Source organism: Rugamonas rubra (genome assembly GCF_900114705.1).
GTDB lineage: Bacteria > Pseudomonadota > Gammaproteobacteria > Burkholderiales > Burkholderiaceae_D > Rugamonas > Rugamonas rubra.
In genome coordinates this window covers 43,983-60,466 of the sequence record NZ_FOTW01000027.1, presented here as the reverse complement: position 1 = coordinate 60,466, position 16,484 = coordinate 43,983, and the positions used below count along the sequence as shown (strand labels likewise).

The window sequence follows — 16,484 nt, the reverse complement described above, 5'->3', positions numbered from 1 at the left end:
TTTCGATGCCATATTTGTATTATCATTAAGACAGACCGCGCGCCGCGCCATGGATCGATTAACATACACACTCCACGGGCACATCATAGGCACATCGACGCCACGGGCGCCGCGCGCCGCCGTGCCAGCAGAACCCGCAGAAGCCGCAACAACCGATGCGCTCGCCAGCGCGAGCACGCCCATCAACCAGCCGGTAGAGCCGATGAATCCACTGTACAGCGTCGCCGAGATCCGCGCCATCGAACAACGGGCCGCGCCCCAACTGCCGCCCGGCGCCCTGATGCAAAGGGCCGGCCAGGCCGGCGCCAACGCCGCGCTCGACCTGCTGCCCTTTTCCACCTCCAAGGCCCGGGTGTTGATCCTGGCCGGCCCCGGCAACAACGGCGGCGACGCGCTGGAGACGGCGGCCCACCTGGCCCACGCCGGCGCCCAGGTCAGCGTGCTGCACTTCGCCCCGGCCGGCGCGGCCGCGCCGGAGCGCGAGGCGGCGCTGCAACGGGCCCGCCTCAGCGACGCCCGCTTCGTCGACCTGGACGGCGCCGCCATCGGCGCCACGCCGTGGAGCCTGGTGGTCGACGGCCTGTTCGGCATCGGCCTGCAACGCCCGCTCGACGGCGCCCTGCGCAGCGTGGTCGAGACCATCAACCGGCTCGACTGCCAGGTGCTGGCGCTAGACCTGCCCAGCGGCCTGGACGCCGACACCGGCGCCATCGTCGGCCCGGACGGCGTGGCCGTGCGCGCCAGCCACACCATCACCTTCATCGGCGACAAGCCCGGCCTGCACACCTGCGACGGGCGCGACCACGCCGGCCTGGTTGACGTGTCGCGGCTGGACCTGGAGCCGGCGCTGCTGCCGCCGACGCGCACGCACATGAACGCCGTCGAGTTCTTCGCCCGCCACCTGCACAAGCGCAGCCACAACAGCCACAAGGGCAGCTTCGGCGACCTGGCGGTGCTGGGCGGCGCGCACGGCATGAGCGGCGCGCCGATTTTGGCGGCGCGCGCCGCGCTGCACAGCGGCGCCGGCCGCGTCTTCGTCGCCTTCGCCGAGGACGCGCCGGCCTACGACAGCGCGCAGCCCGAGCTGATGTGCCGCCTGGCGGCCGACTTCGACCTCGACAGCGCGACCCTGGTGGTCGGCCCCGGCCTGGGCACGGCGCGCCTGTCGCAGGAGCTGCTGGCGCGCGCGCTGGCCAGCGGGCGCGCCCTGCTGGCCGACGCCGACGCCCTCAACATGCTCGCCGCCGACGCCGAGCTGCTGCAACAACTGGCGCGGCGCGGCGCGCCGACCGTGCTGACGCCGCATCCGCTGGAGGCGGCCCGCCTGCTCGGCGTGACGGCGGCCGAGGTGCAGGCCGACCGCATCGGCGCGGCGCGCCGGCTGGCCGAGCGCTGCCGCGCCGTCGTCGTCTTGAAGGGGTCGGGCACGGTGATCGCGCAGCCGGACGGCGCCGTCGTCATCAACGGCACCGGCAACCCGGCGCTGGCCACGGCCGGCACCGGCGACGTCTTGTCCGGCCTGTGCGGCAGCCTGCTGGCGCAGGGCTGGCCGGCCTGGGAGGCGGCGCTGGCCGCCGTCTGGCTGCACGGCATGGCGGCCGACGTGCTGGTCACCGAGGGCAGCGGGCCGATCGGCCTGGCCGCCGGCGAGTTGATCCCGGCGATCCGCGTCGCCCTCAACCGCATGGTCCAGTACCAGGCGCACTAGATGCGCCGGGGCGTTGGCCTCGGGGCTTTAAGACGCCAGGAATGCCCAATCCACCCAGTTGCGTCAAGCCAGGGTCAGACCCTAGGGTCTGACCCTCGATTTCCACCGTTGGGTGGTGTTGTAGCCGCTGGCGCCTTAACTGCTCGCCGAGGCCTCAGACCAAACGGCCGGCGGCGATGGTGATGGTGCGGCCGCAGCGCGCCGCGATGTGCGGATCGTGCGTCACCAGCACCAGGGTCGAGCCGCGCTCGCGGTTCAATTCGAACATCAGCTGAATCACCGCCTCGCCGGTGGCCGCGTCCAGGCTGCCGGTGGGCTCGTCGGCGAACAACAGCGGCGGCGCCGTGACGAAGGCGCGCGCCAAGGCCACGCGCTGCTGCTCGCCGCCCGACAGATACTTCGGATAATGGCCCAGCCGCGCCGCCAGATTGACCCGCCCCAGCATCGCCTCGGCCTTGGCGCGCGCCTGCGCGTCGCCGCGCAGTTCGAGCGGCAGCATGACGTTCTCCAACGCCGTCAAATGGGCCAGCAGCTGGAAGGACTGGAACACAAAGCCCAGCTGTTCCATGCGCAGCTTGGCGCGGCCGTCCTCGTCGAGGGCGAAAATATCCACGCCGGCCAGCTCCACCTTGCCGCCGCTGGGCGTGTCCAGGCCGGCCAGCAGGCCCAGCAAAGTCGACTTGCCCGAGCCGGACGCCCCGACAATTGCCAACGTCTCGGCCGGTTGCACTGTAAAATCGAGTGGATGCAGGATCGTCAGCTCGCCACCGGCGTCGGCGACGCGCTTGCTCAAGGCGCTGACGGCGATGGCCGGCGCACGCGCCGTGGCCGCCGCCGACTGGCCGGAAGCGGCGCTGCGGGTGGCCGCAGCCGGCGCATCTGGAATGAAACTGGAAGTCGTTGGAGGGAACTCTGGCATGCTGATTATGGATGACTATGCTGAATAAACTGATGAAGCTCGTGACAAGCCGGGTGGCGCTGGCCGCCCTACTGTTGTTGACCGGCGCCGCAAGCGCCCATTCTGCACCAAAAACCATCCTCGTGCTGGGCGACAGCCTATCGGCCGAATACGGCCTGAGCCGGGGCGCCGGCTGGGTCGCCCTGGCCGAGCGCCGCCTCAAGAGCGACAACATCGACGCCGCCATCGTCAACGCCAGCATCAGCGGCGAGACCACCAGCGGCGGCCGCACCCGCCTGCCTGCCCTGCTGGAGAAATACCACCCGGCGCTGGTGGTGATCGAACTAGGCGCCAACGACGGCCTGCGCGGCCTGCCGGTGGCCGCCGCCGAGGCCAATCTGCGCGCCATGGCCGCCGCCGCCCACCAGGCCAACGCCCGCGTGCTGCTGGTCGGCATGCGCATGCCGCCCAACTACGGCCGCGACTACGCCGACAAGTTCTTCGCCATGTACGCCGGCTTGAGCAAGGAGCTCAAGGCGCCGCTGGTGCCCTTCATGCTCGAAGGCGTGGCCGACAAGGCCCAGCTGTTCCAGCCCGACCGCCTGCACCCGACGGCCGAGGCGCATCCCATCATCCTCGCCAATATTTGGCCGTCCCTACAGAAACTACTAAAACCACGATGAAGTATCCCGCACTACTCAGCTTTGACGAAATCCTGCCGCAACTGGAACAGTTCGACACCATCATCGACGCCCGCAGCCCCGGCGAGTACGCCCTCGACCACCTGCCCGGCGCCATCAACTGCCCGGTGCTCGACGACGCCCAGCGCATCCAGGTCGGCACGCTATACAAGCAGGTCAACGCCTTCGAGGCGAAGAAGATCGGCGCCGCGCTGGTGGCCAAGAACATCGGCCACTACATCGAAACGCTGTGGCTGGACAAGCCGCGCGACTGGAGGCCGCTGGTCTACTGCTGGCGCGGCGGCAACCGCAGCGGCTCGATGGCCCACATCATGGCCAAGATCGGCTGGCCGGTGGTGCAGCTCGACGGCGGCTACAAGGCCTTCCGCAACCACGTCGCCGCCGCGCTGGAAGTGCCGCCGGCGCTGTCGTTCCGCGTCGTCTGCGGCACCACCGGCAGCGGCAAGAGCCGCCTGCTCGAGGTGATGCACGCCGACGGCGCCCAGGTGCTCGACCTGGAACAGCTGGCGGCCCACCGCGGCTCGGTGCTGGGCGACCTGCCCAGCCGCCCGCAGCCGAGCCAGAAGGCCTTCGAAACCAGCATCTGGCACGCGCTGCGCCACTTCGACCCGGCGCGGCCCGTGTTCGTCGAATCGGAAAGCAAAAAGGTCGGCCAGTTGCGCGTGCCGGCGGCGCTGATGGACGCCATGCGCGCCTCGCCCTGCGTCGCTTTGACGCTGTCGCGCGCCAACCGCGTGCGTTTGCTGATGGAGGACTACGCCCACTTCACCCAGGACGCCGCCGCCCTCAACACCCAGCTCGAGTGCCTGGCGCTGCTGCACGGCCGCGAAAAGATCAGCCGCTGGCAGCAGATGGCCAACGCCGGCGACATGGCGCCGCTGGTCGAGGAGCTGCTGGCCGACCACTACGACCCGGCCTACCTGCGCTCGATCAACCGCAACTTCACGCTGTACGACCAGGGCACCGCGCTGGAGCTCGACGACATCACGCCGGCCGACTTCCTGGCGGCGGCGCGCCGTCTGCAGCCGCCGGCCGACTAAGCGCGTCCCCGAGCTCGTCCCCAACCGCGTCCCAATACGGCGGCGCGCCGAACCCGGCGCGCAAATGGGCGATGAACAATTGCGCCTTGGCGGCGTGCGAGCGGCCGGGCATGCGCACCGCGTGGATGGCCGGCTGCGGTGTCGCGCCCTTGTCCGCCGTGTCGGGGAACAGCTGCAGCAGCTGCCCCGCCGCGATGGGCTCGCTGACCATCCAACTGGCCAGGTGCGCCACGCCGACGCCGGCCAGCGCCGCCTGCAACAGCGTTTCCGTGTCGTCGCAGCGCAAATTGCCGCGCACCGGCAGCGCCGCGTTGCCGTTGACGCCTGCAAAACACCACCAGCCCTGCGGCACCGGCAGTGTCGCCACGCTCAGGCAGTTGTGCTGCAATAGTTCCTGCGGCGTGGCCGGGCGGCCGTGCCGCGCCAGGTAGGCCGGGCTGGCGCAGGCCAGCCGCCGCATCGGCGCCAGCCGGGTGGCGACCAAATCGCTGTCAGGCAACACGCCGATGCGGATCGCCACGTCCACCCGCTGCGCCGTCAGGTCGACCATCTGGTCGCTGAGATGGAGGTCGATTTCCAGCAGGGGGTATTGCTGGAGAAAGCTCAGAACGGCAGGCGCGACGTGGCGCCGGCCGAACGACGACGGCGCGGTGACGGTCAACACGCCGCGCGGCTCCGCATGCGATTCGGCAAACGCATCCTTGGCGTCGTCGAGTTCGGCGATGATGGCCCGCGCCCGTGGCAAAAACTGTTCGCCGGCGTCCGTCAACAAGAGCATGCGCGTGCTGCGGTGCAATAGCTTGACGCCCAACTCCTTTTCCAGCGCGTCGATTTTGCGCGACACGGACGAGACGGCGACAGCGGAACCGCGCGCCACCTGCGACAGGCTGCCGGCCGCCGCCACGGCAAGAAACATCCGTATTCCATCCAACATCTGACGCCTTTCATTTTGCCGAATACGCAAAGATCTATTGCAAACAGATGCATTGTGCCAGTTTTTGCAAAGACCTACAATTTGCGTCATCGACAACCATCTGCCCCAGGGCCGGAAAGGAAACACCATGTTTCAACCCACATTGACCAAGATCGCCCGTGCCACCGCGCTGCTGGCGACGATGACCTTGCTCGCCGCCAGCGGCAACCCGGCGATGGCCGCCGCGCCGATGGCAAAGGTTTCCGCACCCGGCTACTTCCGTATGATGCTCGGCAACTTTGAAGTGACCGCGCTCAGCGACGGCACGGTGGACTTGCCGGTCGACCAGTTGTTGATGGAGCCGCCCGCCAAGACCAAGCAAGCCCTGGCGGCGCAGTTCCTCTCGGCGCCGCTGGAAACCTCCGTCAACGCCTACCTGATCAACACCGGCAGCTCGCTGGTGCTGGTCGATACCGGCGCCGCCGGCCTGTTCGGCCCCACGCTGGGCAAGCTGATCGCCAATCTGAAGGCGTCCGGTTACGAGCCTGCGCAAATCGACGAAGTCTATCTGACCCACCTGCACCCCGACCACGTCGGCGGCCTGGTCGCCAACGGCATGCTGGCATTTCCAAACGCGAAGGTGCGGGCCGACCGGCTCGACGCCGAATTCTGGTTGAGCGAGGCCAAGCTGGCCAAGGCGCCGGCAGCGGCCAAGGGTTTCTTCCAAGGTGCGATAAGTTCGCTCAACCCCTACGTGGCGGCCGGCAAGTTCGTCCCGTTCGCCGGCGATACCGATTTGCTGCCGGGCATAAAATCCTCGTCGAGCTACGGCCATACCGCCGGGCACACCAATTATGTGATCGAAAGCCAGGGCAAAAAGCTGGTGTTGGTGGGCGACCTGATCCACGTTGCCGCCGTACAGTTCGGCAATCCCGCTGCGACGATCGTCTTCGATGGCGCGCCCAAGGCAGCCGCTGCGGCGCGCGCCAAGGCGTTCACACAGGCGGCCAAGGAAGGCACGCTGGTGGGCGCCTCGCACCTGCAGTTCCCCGGACTGGGGCACCTGCGCAGCACCGGCAAGAGCTACCAATGGCTGCCGGTGAACTACACGCAGCTGCGCTGAGCGGCAGGTTGATACGGGCGCAGCGGCGCGCGGGCGGCACCGCCCTGCCCTAGCGCCACCCTCACCTAACGCTGAGTCGGCCGCGACTGGCGCTGGATGCTCATCAGGATGCCGCAGCCCAGCCCCAGCGTCATCAAGGCCGTGCCGCCGTAGCTGATGAAGGGCAGCGGCACGCCGACCACCGGCACGATGCCGCTGACCATGCCGATGTTGACGAAGGCGTAGGTGAAGAAGATCATTGTGATCGCCCCGGCCAGCAGGCGCGAAAACGCGGTGCTGGCGTTGGCGGTGATTTGCAGGCCGCGCAGCACCAGCAGGAAATACATCACCAGCAAGGCCAAATTGCCGGCCAAGCCGAACTCTTCCGCGTAGACGGAAAAGATGAAGTCGGTCGAGCGTTCCGGCAGGAAGCCCAGGCGGCCCTGGGTGCCCTCCATCCAACCCTTGCCGGCCACGCCGCCCGAGCCGATGGCGATGCCGGCTTGCAGCACCTGGAAGCCCTTGCCCAGCGGATCGGCCGACGGGTCGATCAAGGTCATCACGCGGTTGCGCTGGTAGTCGTGCAGCAGCGGCCAGGCCAGCGGCAAGCTCAGCGCCACTGTCGCCGCCATCCCCGCCATCGCCTTCCACGACAAGCCGTCCAGAATGATCACATAGCCGCCGGCCGCCAACACCAGCAAGGCGGTGCCCAGGTCGGGCTGCTTCATGATCAACACCCCGCGCAAGCCACTTTCACCGTTCGGGCAAAAAGGCTTCCTTGCGGATTTTCGGGATGCCGGCCTTACCCCACGAGCGAAGGGGTCTGACCCCGGGTGGGGTCAGACCCCGTGGCGTATCGGGGTATCGGGGTGCAGGGGCAACAAAAAAGCCGCTCGAAAGCGGCTCCTTCTTTGCTGCGGCGGCGCTTACTTGGCGTCGCCCTCGGTCTTCGCTTCGCTGCTCGCCACGGCGATCGGCTTGACGATCTTGACCTTGGCCTTGTGCTTGAGCACTTCGACGTAGTCGTGCATCTCTTGCTGGGCCAGGATGTTGGCGATCTGGTCCTGCTCCGACTTGCGGCGCGCCTCGTCCTGCTCGGCCGGCTGCTGCACCTTGGCGATGCGGTAGATGCCGTAGCCCAGGCCCGGCACGTCGACACCGACATAGGCCGGCAGCTTGCTGGTGTCCGCCTTCATCACTTGCAGCACGGCGGCGCCGTTGATGCCGTCGGCCTTGGCGCGCGACACCAGCTTGCTGGCGCCGAAACCGGTGGCTTCGCCGGACTTGCGCAGCGCGGCCAACTTGTCCTCGCCGGCCTTCTTGGCCAGTTTGACGGCTTCCTCCATCGTCACGCGTTGACGGATCAGGGCATCGACTTCGGCCAGCGGACGCTTGCTGGCCGGTTTGTATTCCAGCACGCGGCCGGCGATCAGGGTGCTAGGCGCCACTTCGACGGCTTCGGTGTTGCGTTTGTTCTTCAAGGTGTCGTCGGCGAACAAGGCGGTCAGGAACTTGGCGTTGTTGAACGGCGCCGTGCCCAGTTGCGGCGACGGCTTGCGGCTCAGGCCGGCAACGGTTTCCACTTTCAGCTTCAGCTTGTCGGCCGCCGGCTTCAGGCTGTCGGCTTGCTCGTAGACGGTGTTGGTGAAGGCTTCGGCCAGTTCCGAGTACTTCTTGGCGGCTTTTTGCTTCTTCAGCTCGGCGGCGATCTCGCCCTTCACCATATCCAGCGGCTTGATGGTCGAGGCTTTCAGCGAGGTCACGGTGATGATGTGGAAACCGAATTCCGATGCCACCAGCTCGCCGATCTCGCCCTGCTTGAGTTTGAAGATGGCGTCTTCCACCGGCTTGACCAGCGAGCCCTTGCTGATGACGTCCAGGTCGCCGCCCAGTTCGGCCGAGCCCGGATCTTCCGATTTCGCCTTGGCGATCTTGGCGAACTCTGCCGGCGCTTTGCGCACCTCGGCCAGGATGGCTTCGGCCTTGGCCTTGGCGGCGGCCTTGTCGGCGGCGCTGGCGTCCTTCTTCACGGCGACCAGGATGTGGCTGGCGCGGCGCGTTTCCTCGCTGGCGTAGCGCTTCTGGTTCTGCTCGTAGTAGGCGGCCACGTCGGCGTCGTTGACGGCGATCTGGTCCTGCACGGCGTCGCTGTTGAACAGCACGTATTCGATCTTGGCCTGCTCCGGCACCTCGAAGAACTTGCTGTTCTTGTCGTAGAAGGCCTTGACCATCTCGTCGGTGACTTTGACCTGCGGCAGGAACTCGGCCACCGGCAACACCAGCTCCTGCACCTCGCGCTCCTGCGCGCCGATGTCGGAGACGACCTTGGCGACGGTGCGCGGCACGAAGGCGGTGCCCTCGATGGCGGTGGTCAGCTGCTGCAGGGCCAGGTCGCGGCGCATGCGGGCGTCGTTCTGCGCCGGCGTGATGCCTTGCGCGCCCAGGATCGCCTTGTAGCGCTCCATGTCGAACTTGCCGTCGGCGCCGAACACTTCCAGGATGGACTTCTGCAAGGTGGCGTCGCTGATGGTCAGGTGGCTGCGCGCCACCTCGGCGCCGACGGCGCGCTCGGCGATCAGCGAATCAAGGATGTTTTGCTTGAACTCGGGGGTGTCGAACAGCTTCTGGTCGAACTGCGCGCCCATCCGCTGGCGATAGCTCTCGAGCTGGTTGCGCAGCGCCGACTCGAACTCCTGCTGGGTCAGCGCATGGCCGTCGATCTTGGCGATGGTGCTGGCGTCGTCGCCGAAACCGCTGTAGCTGCCGATGCCGACCAGCGCGAAGGACGGAACGATGAGCAACATCAGGAAAAACTGCATCAAGCGTTGATGGGTGCGGATAAATTCAAACATGGTCAGCCAATTCGGATTGAGTGGAACTTGCACATACAAAAAAAGGCGAACTTTCGTTCGCCTCTTCTGGATCTGGCGGAATGGACGGGTAAGCTAAAACTTCGCCCACTTCCCCTTTAAATTCAACGACTTGCACGGCACACTGAACGAAGAACATGCCGGAAAAATCGGTATCACGCGATTTTACAGTGCGGCTACCGCGATAGCAAGGGTAAATCATTGGCAAAACGCCCACGTTGCGCCGGAAAAGATAATCGCCCCGGCCCGCCGCGATACTGCGCCGCCGAGAATATCGTCGTGGCGGCGGCATAAACGAAAAAACCCTGCAAGCTGAATCGCTTGCAGGGTTTTCATGTTCTGGCGGAGCGGACGGGACTCGAACCCGCGACCCCCGGCGTGACAGGCCGGTATTCTAACCAACTGAACTACCGCTCCAGATACTGCTGTACTACGTGCTCGGCTTGGTAGGGGCTGAGAGGCTCGAACTCCCGACCTACGCCTTGTAAGGGCGCCGCTCTACCAACTGAGCTAAGCCCCCAATAGAACAACCCGGCGACAGCAGGGAAAACCGCAGCTGCCCACCGAAGTCCGTTAGTTTACAGCATCCTTCAAAGCTTTGCCAGCTTTAAATTTAGGGACCTTAGCTGCATCGATCTGGATCGCTTCTTTCGTGCGCGGATTGCGGCCGGTACGGGCAGCGCGTTCGCTCACGGAGAAAGTGCCAAAGCCGACCAGGGTGACGCTGTCGTTCTTTTGCAGAGTTGTTGTTACACCGTCGATCACCGCATCCAGCGCGCGCGCCGCAGCCGCTTTCGAAATATCAGCGGATTGGGCAATATGGTCGATCAATTCAGTCTTATTCACTAGCTTCCCCGTCACAAAGGTTTATATCGTTTTACCGCCAGATTCCGTTTTAAACAAAACCGCCGGCAGAGAAAAATCTCAGGCCGTATTAAACAAGCCACACTCCCCTCGTGTCAAGCGCTTTACCCGTGGAAATGGGCTTTAAATAACAAACAAGCGCTACTAGAGCGCTTGTTTGGGCATTGGCAGATGCTAAAAGTTAGTGTTTTACCACTTCCCCCTGGCCGTCCACCTTGACGGCGGCGGCCGCGACGGCCTCCACCGCAGGCACTTCCACCAGCGCCTCGGGCATGCGTTCGAGGGCGATTTCCAGCACTTTGTCGATCCAACGCACCGGCACGATCTCCAGTTTGTTCTTCACGTTGTCCGGGATTTCGGCCAGATCCTTGACGTTTTGTTCAGGGATCAGCACGGTCTTGATGCCGCCGCGATGCGCCGCCAACAGCTTCTCCTTCAGACCGCCGATCGGCAGCACCTCGCCACGCAGCGTGATCTCGCCGGTCATCGCCACGTCGGCGCGTACCGGGATGCCGGTGAACACCGACACCAAGGCCACCGTCATCGCCGCGCCGGCGGAAGGACCGTCCTTCGGCGTTGCGCCTTCCGGCACGTGGATGTGGATGTCGCTCTTTTCGAACACGTCGGACTTGATGCCCAAGCGCGCCGCACGACTACGCACCACGGTGCGGGCCGCCTCGATCGACTCCTTCATCACGTCGCCCAGGGTGCCGGTGCGGATGATGCCGCCCTTGCCCGGCATCTGCACCGCCTCGATGGTCAGCAGATCGCCGCCCACCTCGGTCCAGGCCAGACCGACCACCTGGCCGACCTGGTTTTCCTTCTCGGCGACACCGAAATCGTAGCGGCGCACGCCCAGGAACTTGTCCAGGTTCTTGCTGTTGATGATGACCTTCTTCTCGGTCTTCTTCAGCAGCAGCATCTTGACTACCTTGCGGCAGATCTTCGACACTTCGCGCTCGAGCGAACGGACGCCGGCTTCGCGGGTGTAGTAGCGGATGATGTCGCGCAGGGCCGACTCGGCCACCGAGATTTCCTCTTCCTTCAGGCCGTTGTTCTTGATCTGCTTCGGCAACAAATAGCGCTGCGCGATGCTGGTCTTCTCGTCCTCGGTGTAACCCGACAGGCGGATCACTTCCATCCGGTCGAGCAGCGCCGGCGGAATGTTGTACGAGTTCGAGGTGGCCACGAACATCACATCGGACAGGTCGAAGTCGACCTCGATGTAGTGGTCGGAGAACGTGTGGTTCTGTTCCGGATCGAGCACCTCGAGCAGGGCCGACGACGGGTCGCCACGGAAATCGGCGCCCATCTTGTCGACCTCGTCGAGCAGGAACAAGGGATTGCGCACGCCAACCTTGGCCAGCGATTGCAGGATCTTGCCCGGCATGGAGCCGATGTAGGTGCGGCGGTGGCCACGGATCTCGGCCTCGTCACGCACGCCGCCGAGCGCCATACGCACGAACTTGCGGTTGGTGGCGCGGGCGATCGATTGGCCCAGCGAGGTCTTGCCGACGCCCGGAGGACCGACGAAGCACAGGATGGGCGCCTTCAGCTTGTCGACGCGTTGTTGCACCGCGAGGTATTCCAGGATGCGTTCCTTGACCTTGTCGAGGCCGTAGTGGTCGCCCTCCAACACCTTCTCGGCGTTGGTCAGGTCGTTGTTGACCTTGGACTTCTTCTTCCACGGCAGGCTGACCAGGGTGTCGATGTAGTTGCGCACCACGGTGGCCTCGGCCGACATGGGCGACATCAGCTTGAGCTTTTTCAACTCGGCGGTGGCCTTGTCGAGCGCCTCCTTCGGCATCTTGGCGGAGACCACCTTCTTCTCCAGCTCGTCGAGGTCGGCACCGTCCTCGCCCTCGCCCAATTCCTTCTGGATCGCCTTGACCTGTTCGTTCAGGTAGTACTCGCGCTGGGATTTCTCCATCTGGCGCTTGACGCGGCCACGGATGCGCTTTTCCACCTGCAGAATGTCGAGTTCGCCCTCCAGTTGGCCGAGCAGGTGCTCAAGGCGCTTGGCGACGCTGAAGATCTCCAGGATGACCTGCTTTTGCTCGAGCTTGAGCGGCAGGTGGGCCGCGACGGTGTCGGCCAAACGGCCGGCGTCGTCGATGCCGGACAGCGAGGCGAGGATCTCCGGCGGGATTTTCTTGTTGAGTTTGACGTACTGGTCGAACTGCTGAACGATGGCGCGGCGCATCGCTTCGATTTCCGAATCGTCGCCCAGCTCGGATTCGAGCGGCGTGATGTCGGCCACGAAGTGCGACGGCGTGTCGGTGATGCGCTTGATGCGGGCGCGCTGGGCGCCTTCGACCAGCACCTTGACGGTGCCGTCCGGCAGTTTCAGCATTTGCAGAATATTGGCCACGCAACCGATCTCGTAGATATCGGAGGCAGAAGGTTCGTCCTTGGCGGCGGCTTTTTGGGCGGCAAGCATGATGCTCTTGCCCTGCTCCATAGCCGCTTCCAGCGCCTTGATCGATTTTGGGCGCCCTACGAACAGCGGTATCACCATATGCGGGAAAACTACAACGTCCCGCAACGGCAATAACGGCAGTTGAGTTTGCTCAGTTAATTTGGAAGTTGTCATGGCGTACCTTATGAGAATGCGTGTTTATGATGTGGGCACTCATCTGCCAAATCACAAGACGGCGGTCGGAAATAATTCTCAGAACAATTAAACATTGCCTGAAGCCTTGGCTGCCGTACTCTAAACGAATGCAATTTAAATAAAAAAGCCACGCGCGGCAGATCTGTCGCGAGTGGCTTTCCGACTGAAGCCTGCATTCTTTTATTGATTTAAATTGTACCGCCTCGCCCCACGGATGCGAAATATTTTTTCACATCTGTGCGGACGATGTCGAATACGTATTTAATTCTCGCCCGAGGCCTTGGCCGGTTCCTGATAAATCAATAACGGCTTGGCGCCACTGGTGATGGTGTTCTCGTCGATCACCACCTTGGTGACGTTCTGCTCGTTGGGCAGTTCGTACATCACGTCGAGCAGCGCGTGCTCGAGGATGGAGCGCAGGCCACGGGCGCCGGTCTTGCGCGCCAGCGCCTTCTTGGCGATGGCGTGCAGTGCGGCCGGACGAATCTCCAGCTCGGCGCCTTCCATGTCGAGCAGCTTCGAGTACTGTTTAACCAGGGCGTTCTTCGGCTCGATCAGAATCTGGATCAGCGCCTCTTCGGTCAGCTCGGACAAGGTCGCCACCACCGGCAGACGGCCGACCAGTTCGGGGATCAGACCGAACTTGATCAGATCCTCCGGTTCGGCTTCCAGCAGCACGTCGCTGGCGGAACGCTCGGACTTGCTCTTCACGCTGGCCGAGAAGCCGATGCCGCTCTTCTCGGAACGGTTGGAGATCACCTTGGCCAGGCCGTCGAAGGCGCCGCCGCAGATGAACATGATGTTGGTCGTGTCGATCTGCACGAAGTCCTGGTTGGGGTGCTTGCGGCCGCCCTGTGGCGGCACCGAGGCCATGGTGCCCTCGATCAGTTTCAGCAGCGCCTGCTGCACGCCCTCGCCCGAGACGTCGCGGGTGATCGACGGGTTGTCCGACTTGCGCGAGATCTTGTCGATCTCGTCGATGTAGACGATGCCGCGCTGGGCCTTCTCGACATCGTAGTTGCAGCTTTGCAACAGTTTCTGGATGATATTCTCGACATCCTCGCCCACATAGCCCGCTTCGGTCAGCGTGGTGGCGTCGGCGATGACGAAGGGCACGTTGAGCATGCGCGCCAGGGTCTGCGCCAGCAGGGTCTTGCCGGAGCCGGTGGGGCCGACCAGCAGGATGTTGCTCTTGGCCAGTTCGATGTCGTCTTTTTTGCCCAGGTGCTTGAGCCGCTTGTAGTGGTTGTACACCGCCACCGACAGGATGCGCTTGGCCGTTTGCTGGCCGATCACGTACTGGTCGAGCAGATCCTTGATTTCATGCGGGGTCGGCAGGTCGGACTTGGCGCCGGCGACCGACTCGATGGCCGAGGTTTCGTCGCGGATGATGTCATTGCACAGGTCAATGCATTCGTCGCAGATGAACACCGACGGGCCGGCGATGAGTTTCTTTACCTCGTGCTGGCTCTTGCCGCAAAACGAGCAGTACAGTAATTTTTCGCCGCTGGAGGATTTTTTGTCTGACATGGGGCAGTTTTCTTTGGTTTAGCAGTGGGGGTGTTGCTGTTGCCGGAAAGCATGTTTGCCACGGAAAAGACCGCGCGTAACCACCATGCTACCCGAAATGAAAACGAAACGCCCGAACGATTGATCGTCCGGGCGTTTTTTTAGCAATACCGCTTGGGACGCATCAAGCGCGGCTGGTCAACACTTTGTCGATCAAACCGTACTCTGCGGCCTCGTCGGCGGACAGGAAGCGGTCGCGGTCCGTGTCCTTGGCGATCTGCTCGACCGTTTGGCCGGTGCGTTCCGCCAGGATGCTGTTCAGGCGATGGCGCAGGTACAGGATTTCCTTGGCCTGGATCTCGATGTCGGAGGCCTGGCCCTGCGAGCCACCGGACGGCTGGTGAATCATAATGCGCGAGTTCGGCAGCGAGAAGCGCTTGCCCTTGGCGCCGGCGGCCAGCAGGAAGGCGCCCATCGAGGCGGCCATGCCGGTGCACAACGTCGAGACGTCGGGCTTGATGAACTGCATCGTGTCGAAGATGGCCATGCCGGCCGAGACCGAGCCGCCAGGCGAGTTGATGTAGAGCGAGATGTCCTTGTCGGGATTTTCGCTCTCCAGGAACAACAGCTGGGCGACGATCAAGTTCGCCATCTGGTCGTTGACGGGGCCAACCATGAAGATCACGCGCTCTTTGAGCAGGCGCGAATAGATGTCGTAGGAGCGCTCGCCGCGGCCGCTCTGTTCGACCACCATCGGCACCAGGCCGAGCATTTGTGTGTCCAGCGCCGGATTTCGGTTCATACCAGTCATTCCTTTTCCTTGTGAAGCAGCCAGGTTCGATTGCCAGACGGCCTCGCGGCAACCACCCCGCCCGAGGGGCGGAGGACTACCGGAGACCGTCCTTATTCTAGCCTAAGCTGGATTACGCTTGAGCGTTGCTTCCCATCAATTCGTCGAAAGCGACAACCTTGGACGACGACTTGGACAGGCCCAGTACGTAGTTGACGACGTTTTCTTCCAATACAAGGGCTTCGACTTCAGCCAGACGGCGACGGTCGCTGTAGTAGTACTTCAGCACTTCGCGCGGGTCTTCGTAGCTTTGGGCGAAGTCTTCGACTTGCGCTTTGACTTGCTCAGGCGTGGCTTGCAGCTTGTTGTCGCCAACCAGTTGCGACAGGATCAGGCCCAGGCGTACGCGACGCTCGGCTTTTTCAGCGAACAGTTCGGCCGGGAAAGGCACGTCCTTGATGTTCATGCCGCGCTGCGCCATGTCTTGGCGGGTCATGTCGGCCAGACGCTCGCTGTCTTGGGCGATCAGGGCTTGTGGCACGTCCAGGCTGGCGGTCTTGACCAGCGCGTCCATCACGGCTTCCTTGTTGCGGGCCTTGACACGGCCGGCGACTTCGCGTTCCAGGTTGACTTTGATGTCTTCGCGCATTTTGGCGATGTCGCCATCGGCCACGCCGAGCGACTTGGCGAATTCGCCGTTGACTTCCGGCAGGTGCGCCCATTCCAGCTTTTTCAGCGTGATGGTGAACGAGGCGGTCTTGCCGGCCACGTCTTTACCATGGTAGTCCTCTGGGAAGGCCAGTGGGAAGGTCTTGGCTTCGCCGACCTTCAGGCCGATGGTGGCTGCTTCGAATTCCGGCAGCATGCGGCCTTCGCCGAGCACGAAGGCGTAGTCGTCGGCTTTGCCGCCTGGGAATTCAACGCCGTCGATCGAGCCGACGAAGTCGACGCTCACGCGGTCGCCGTTGGCGGCAATCGCCGCGCCGCCGTCGCCGTGTTCACCAGCCTCACCCTTGGTGTGGAAGTGCACGCGCTGCTTGCGCAGGATGTCGATGGTCTTGTCGATTTCCGCTTCCGACACTTCGGCCTTGACGGTTTCGATTTCCACGGTGGTCAGATCGCCGACCACGACTTCCGGATAGACTTCGAAGGTGGCGTCGAAGGTCAGCACGCCTTCGGCCGAATCTTCCTTCGGTTCGATGCGTGGGTAGCCGGCGACGCGCAGGTTGTTTTCGTTGGCGGCGTCGTTGAAGGCGCGGCCGACTTTGTCATTCAGCACTTCGGTTTCGATCTGATAACCGTATTGTGCTGCGACCATTTTTAAAGGAACTTTGCCCGGACGGAAGCCTGGTGCCTTAGCCGACTTGGCTTGCACTTTCAGGCGTTTCTCAACTTCGGTGCGGACATCAGTCAGCGGGAAGGAGATCGTGATACGACGTTCGAGTTTGCCCAAGGTTTCGACTGCAGTTGCCATG

Annotated in this window: 13 protein-coding genes, 2 tRNA genes and 1 pseudogene; 4 read left to right on the top strand and 12 right to left on the bottom strand. The window is 63.9% G+C overall.

What is annotated here, in order from left to right:
* Positions 1-202 precede the first annotated feature (202 nt).
* Positions 203-1,708, top strand: a complete 1,506-nt coding sequence (locus BM252_RS24635) for an NAD(P)H-hydrate dehydratase (RefSeq protein ID WP_093390319.1) — start codon at positions 203-205, stop codon at positions 1,706-1,708.
* Between the two features lie 154 nt (positions 1,709-1,862).
* Here the strand turns inward: BM252_RS24635 and BM252_RS24630 are convergent, their stop codons facing one another.
* Positions 1,863-2,627 (bottom strand): ABC transporter ATP-binding protein, encoded by a 765-nt coding sequence (locus BM252_RS24630; protein WP_174900672.1) that lies wholly within the window; start codon positions 2,625-2,627, stop codon positions 1,863-1,865.
* A gap of 32 nt (positions 2,628-2,659) precedes the next feature.
* Here BM252_RS24630 and BM252_RS24625 point away from each other — a divergent pair, with 32 nt between their 5' ends.
* Both BM252_RS24625 and mnmH read left to right on the top strand, forming a co-directional pair.
* The gene (locus BM252_RS24625; protein WP_245774428.1) at positions 2,660-3,289 is read left to right on the top strand and encodes an arylesterase; all 630 of its coding nucleotides are present in this window, start codon (positions 2,660-2,662) and stop codon (positions 3,287-3,289) included.
* Complete coding sequence (gene mnmH, locus BM252_RS24620; RefSeq protein WP_093390317.1) at positions 3,286-4,347, top strand: tRNA 2-selenouridine(34) synthase MnmH; 1,062 nt, start codon at positions 3,286-3,288, stop codon at positions 4,345-4,347. Before BM252_RS24625 ends, mnmH begins: the two co-directional genes overlap by 4 nt.
* Here the strand turns inward: mnmH and BM252_RS24615 are convergent.
* Entirely contained in the window at positions 4,292-5,263 is a 972-nt protein-coding gene (locus BM252_RS24615) for a LysR family transcriptional regulator (RefSeq protein WP_245774427.1), read from the bottom strand. The two genes, mnmH and BM252_RS24615, sit on opposite strands and share 56 nt — an antisense overlap.
* Positions 5,264-5,408: 145 nt before the next feature.
* On the opposite strand from BM252_RS24615, the gene BM252_RS24610 reads away from it, so the two are divergent.
* The gene (locus BM252_RS24610) at positions 5,409-6,383 is read left to right on the top strand and encodes an MBL fold metallo-hydrolase (RefSeq protein ID WP_093390315.1); all 975 of its coding nucleotides are present in this window, start codon (positions 5,409-5,411) and stop codon (positions 6,381-6,383) included.
* 65 nt (positions 6,384-6,448) lie between these two features.
* Here the strand turns inward: BM252_RS24610 and BM252_RS24605 are convergent.
* The 10 genes and pseudogenes from BM252_RS24605 to tig all read right to left on the bottom strand — a co-directional run.
* Positions 6,449-7,096, bottom strand: a pseudogene (locus tag BM252_RS24605) (FtsW/RodA/SpoVE family cell cycle protein); the annotation flags it as partial.
* Between the two features lie 192 nt (positions 7,097-7,288).
* Entirely contained in the window at positions 7,289-9,214 is a 1,926-nt protein-coding gene (locus BM252_RS24600) for a SurA N-terminal domain-containing protein (protein ID WP_093390314.1), read from the bottom strand.
* Positions 9,215-9,430: 216 nt separating this feature from the next.
* Positions 9,431-9,568: a hypothetical protein gene (locus tag BM252_RS31225; protein WP_174900671.1), complete on the bottom strand. Its 138-nt coding sequence runs from the start codon at positions 9,566-9,568 to the stop codon at positions 9,431-9,433.
* A gap of 4 nt (positions 9,569-9,572) precedes the next feature.
* Positions 9,573-9,649, bottom strand: a tRNA-Asp gene (locus BM252_RS24595).
* A 27-nt stretch (positions 9,650-9,676) separates the two neighbouring features.
* Positions 9,677-9,752, bottom strand: a tRNA-Val gene (locus BM252_RS24590).
* A gap of 53 nt (positions 9,753-9,805) precedes the next feature.
* Entirely contained in the window at positions 9,806-10,093 is a 288-nt protein-coding gene (locus BM252_RS24585; protein ID WP_370593101.1) for an HU family DNA-binding protein, read from the bottom strand.
* Positions 10,094-10,277: 184 nt separating this feature from the next.
* Entirely contained in the window at positions 10,278-12,689 is a 2,412-nt protein-coding gene (gene lon / locus BM252_RS24580) for an endopeptidase La (protein WP_093390313.1), read from the bottom strand.
* Positions 12,690-12,971: 282 nt separating this feature from the next.
* Positions 12,972-14,240, bottom strand: coding sequence for an ATP-dependent Clp protease ATP-binding subunit ClpX (clpX, locus tag BM252_RS24575; RefSeq protein ID WP_093390312.1), 1,269 nt, complete (start codon positions 14,238-14,240; stop codon positions 12,972-12,974).
* A 163-nt stretch (positions 14,241-14,403) separates the two neighbouring features.
* Entirely contained in the window at positions 14,404-15,021 is a 618-nt protein-coding gene (clpP, locus tag BM252_RS24570; RefSeq protein ID WP_174900670.1) for an ATP-dependent Clp endopeptidase proteolytic subunit ClpP, read from the bottom strand.
* 121 nt (positions 15,022-15,142) lie between these two features.
* Entirely contained in the window at positions 15,143-16,483 is a 1,341-nt protein-coding gene (gene tig / locus BM252_RS24565; protein WP_093390310.1) for a trigger factor, read from the bottom strand.
* Position 16,484 lies beyond the last annotated feature (1 nt).

What these genes read in the sequence shown, in the direction of transcription:
- BM252_RS24635 (WP_093390319.1), top strand. Translation starts at nt 203, where the DNA reads ATGAATCCACTGTACAGCGTCGCCGAGATCCGCGCCATCGAACAACGG.
- BM252_RS24630 (WP_174900672.1), bottom strand. Translation starts at nt 2,627, where the DNA reads ATGCCAGAGTTCCCTCCAACGACTTCCAGTTTCATTCCAGATGCGCCG.
- BM252_RS24625 (WP_245774428.1), top strand. Translation starts at nt 2,660, where the DNA reads ATGAAGCTCGTGACAAGCCGGGTGGCGCTGGCCGCCCTACTGTTGTTG.
- mnmH (WP_093390317.1), top strand. Translation starts at nt 3,286, where the DNA reads ATGAAGTATCCCGCACTACTCAGCTTTGACGAAATCCTGCCGCAACTG.
- BM252_RS24615 (WP_245774427.1), bottom strand. Translation starts at nt 5,263, where the DNA reads ATGTTTCTTGCCGTGGCGGCGGCCGGCAGCCTGTCGCAGGTGGCGCGC.
- BM252_RS24610 (WP_093390315.1), top strand. Translation starts at nt 5,409, where the DNA reads ATGTTTCAACCCACATTGACCAAGATCGCCCGTGCCACCGCGCTGCTG.
- BM252_RS24600 (WP_093390314.1), bottom strand. Translation starts at nt 9,214, where the DNA reads ATGTTTGAATTTATCCGCACCCATCAACGCTTGATGCAGTTTTTCCTG.
- BM252_RS31225 (WP_174900671.1), bottom strand. Translation starts at nt 9,568, where the DNA reads ATGAAAACCCTGCAAGCGATTCAGCTTGCAGGGTTTTTTCGTTTATGC.
- lon (WP_093390313.1), bottom strand. Translation starts at nt 12,689, where the DNA reads ATGACAACTTCCAAATTAACTGAGCAAACTCAACTGCCGTTATTGCCG.
- clpX (WP_093390312.1), bottom strand. Translation starts at nt 14,240, where the DNA reads ATGTCAGACAAAAAATCCTCCAGCGGCGAAAAATTACTGTACTGCTCG.
- clpP (WP_174900670.1), bottom strand. Translation starts at nt 15,021, where the DNA reads ATGAACCGAAATCCGGCGCTGGACACACAAATGCTCGGCCTGGTGCCG.
- tig (WP_093390310.1), bottom strand. Translation starts at nt 16,483, where the DNA reads ATGGCAACTGCAGTCGAAACCTTGGGCAAACTCGAACGTCGTATCACG.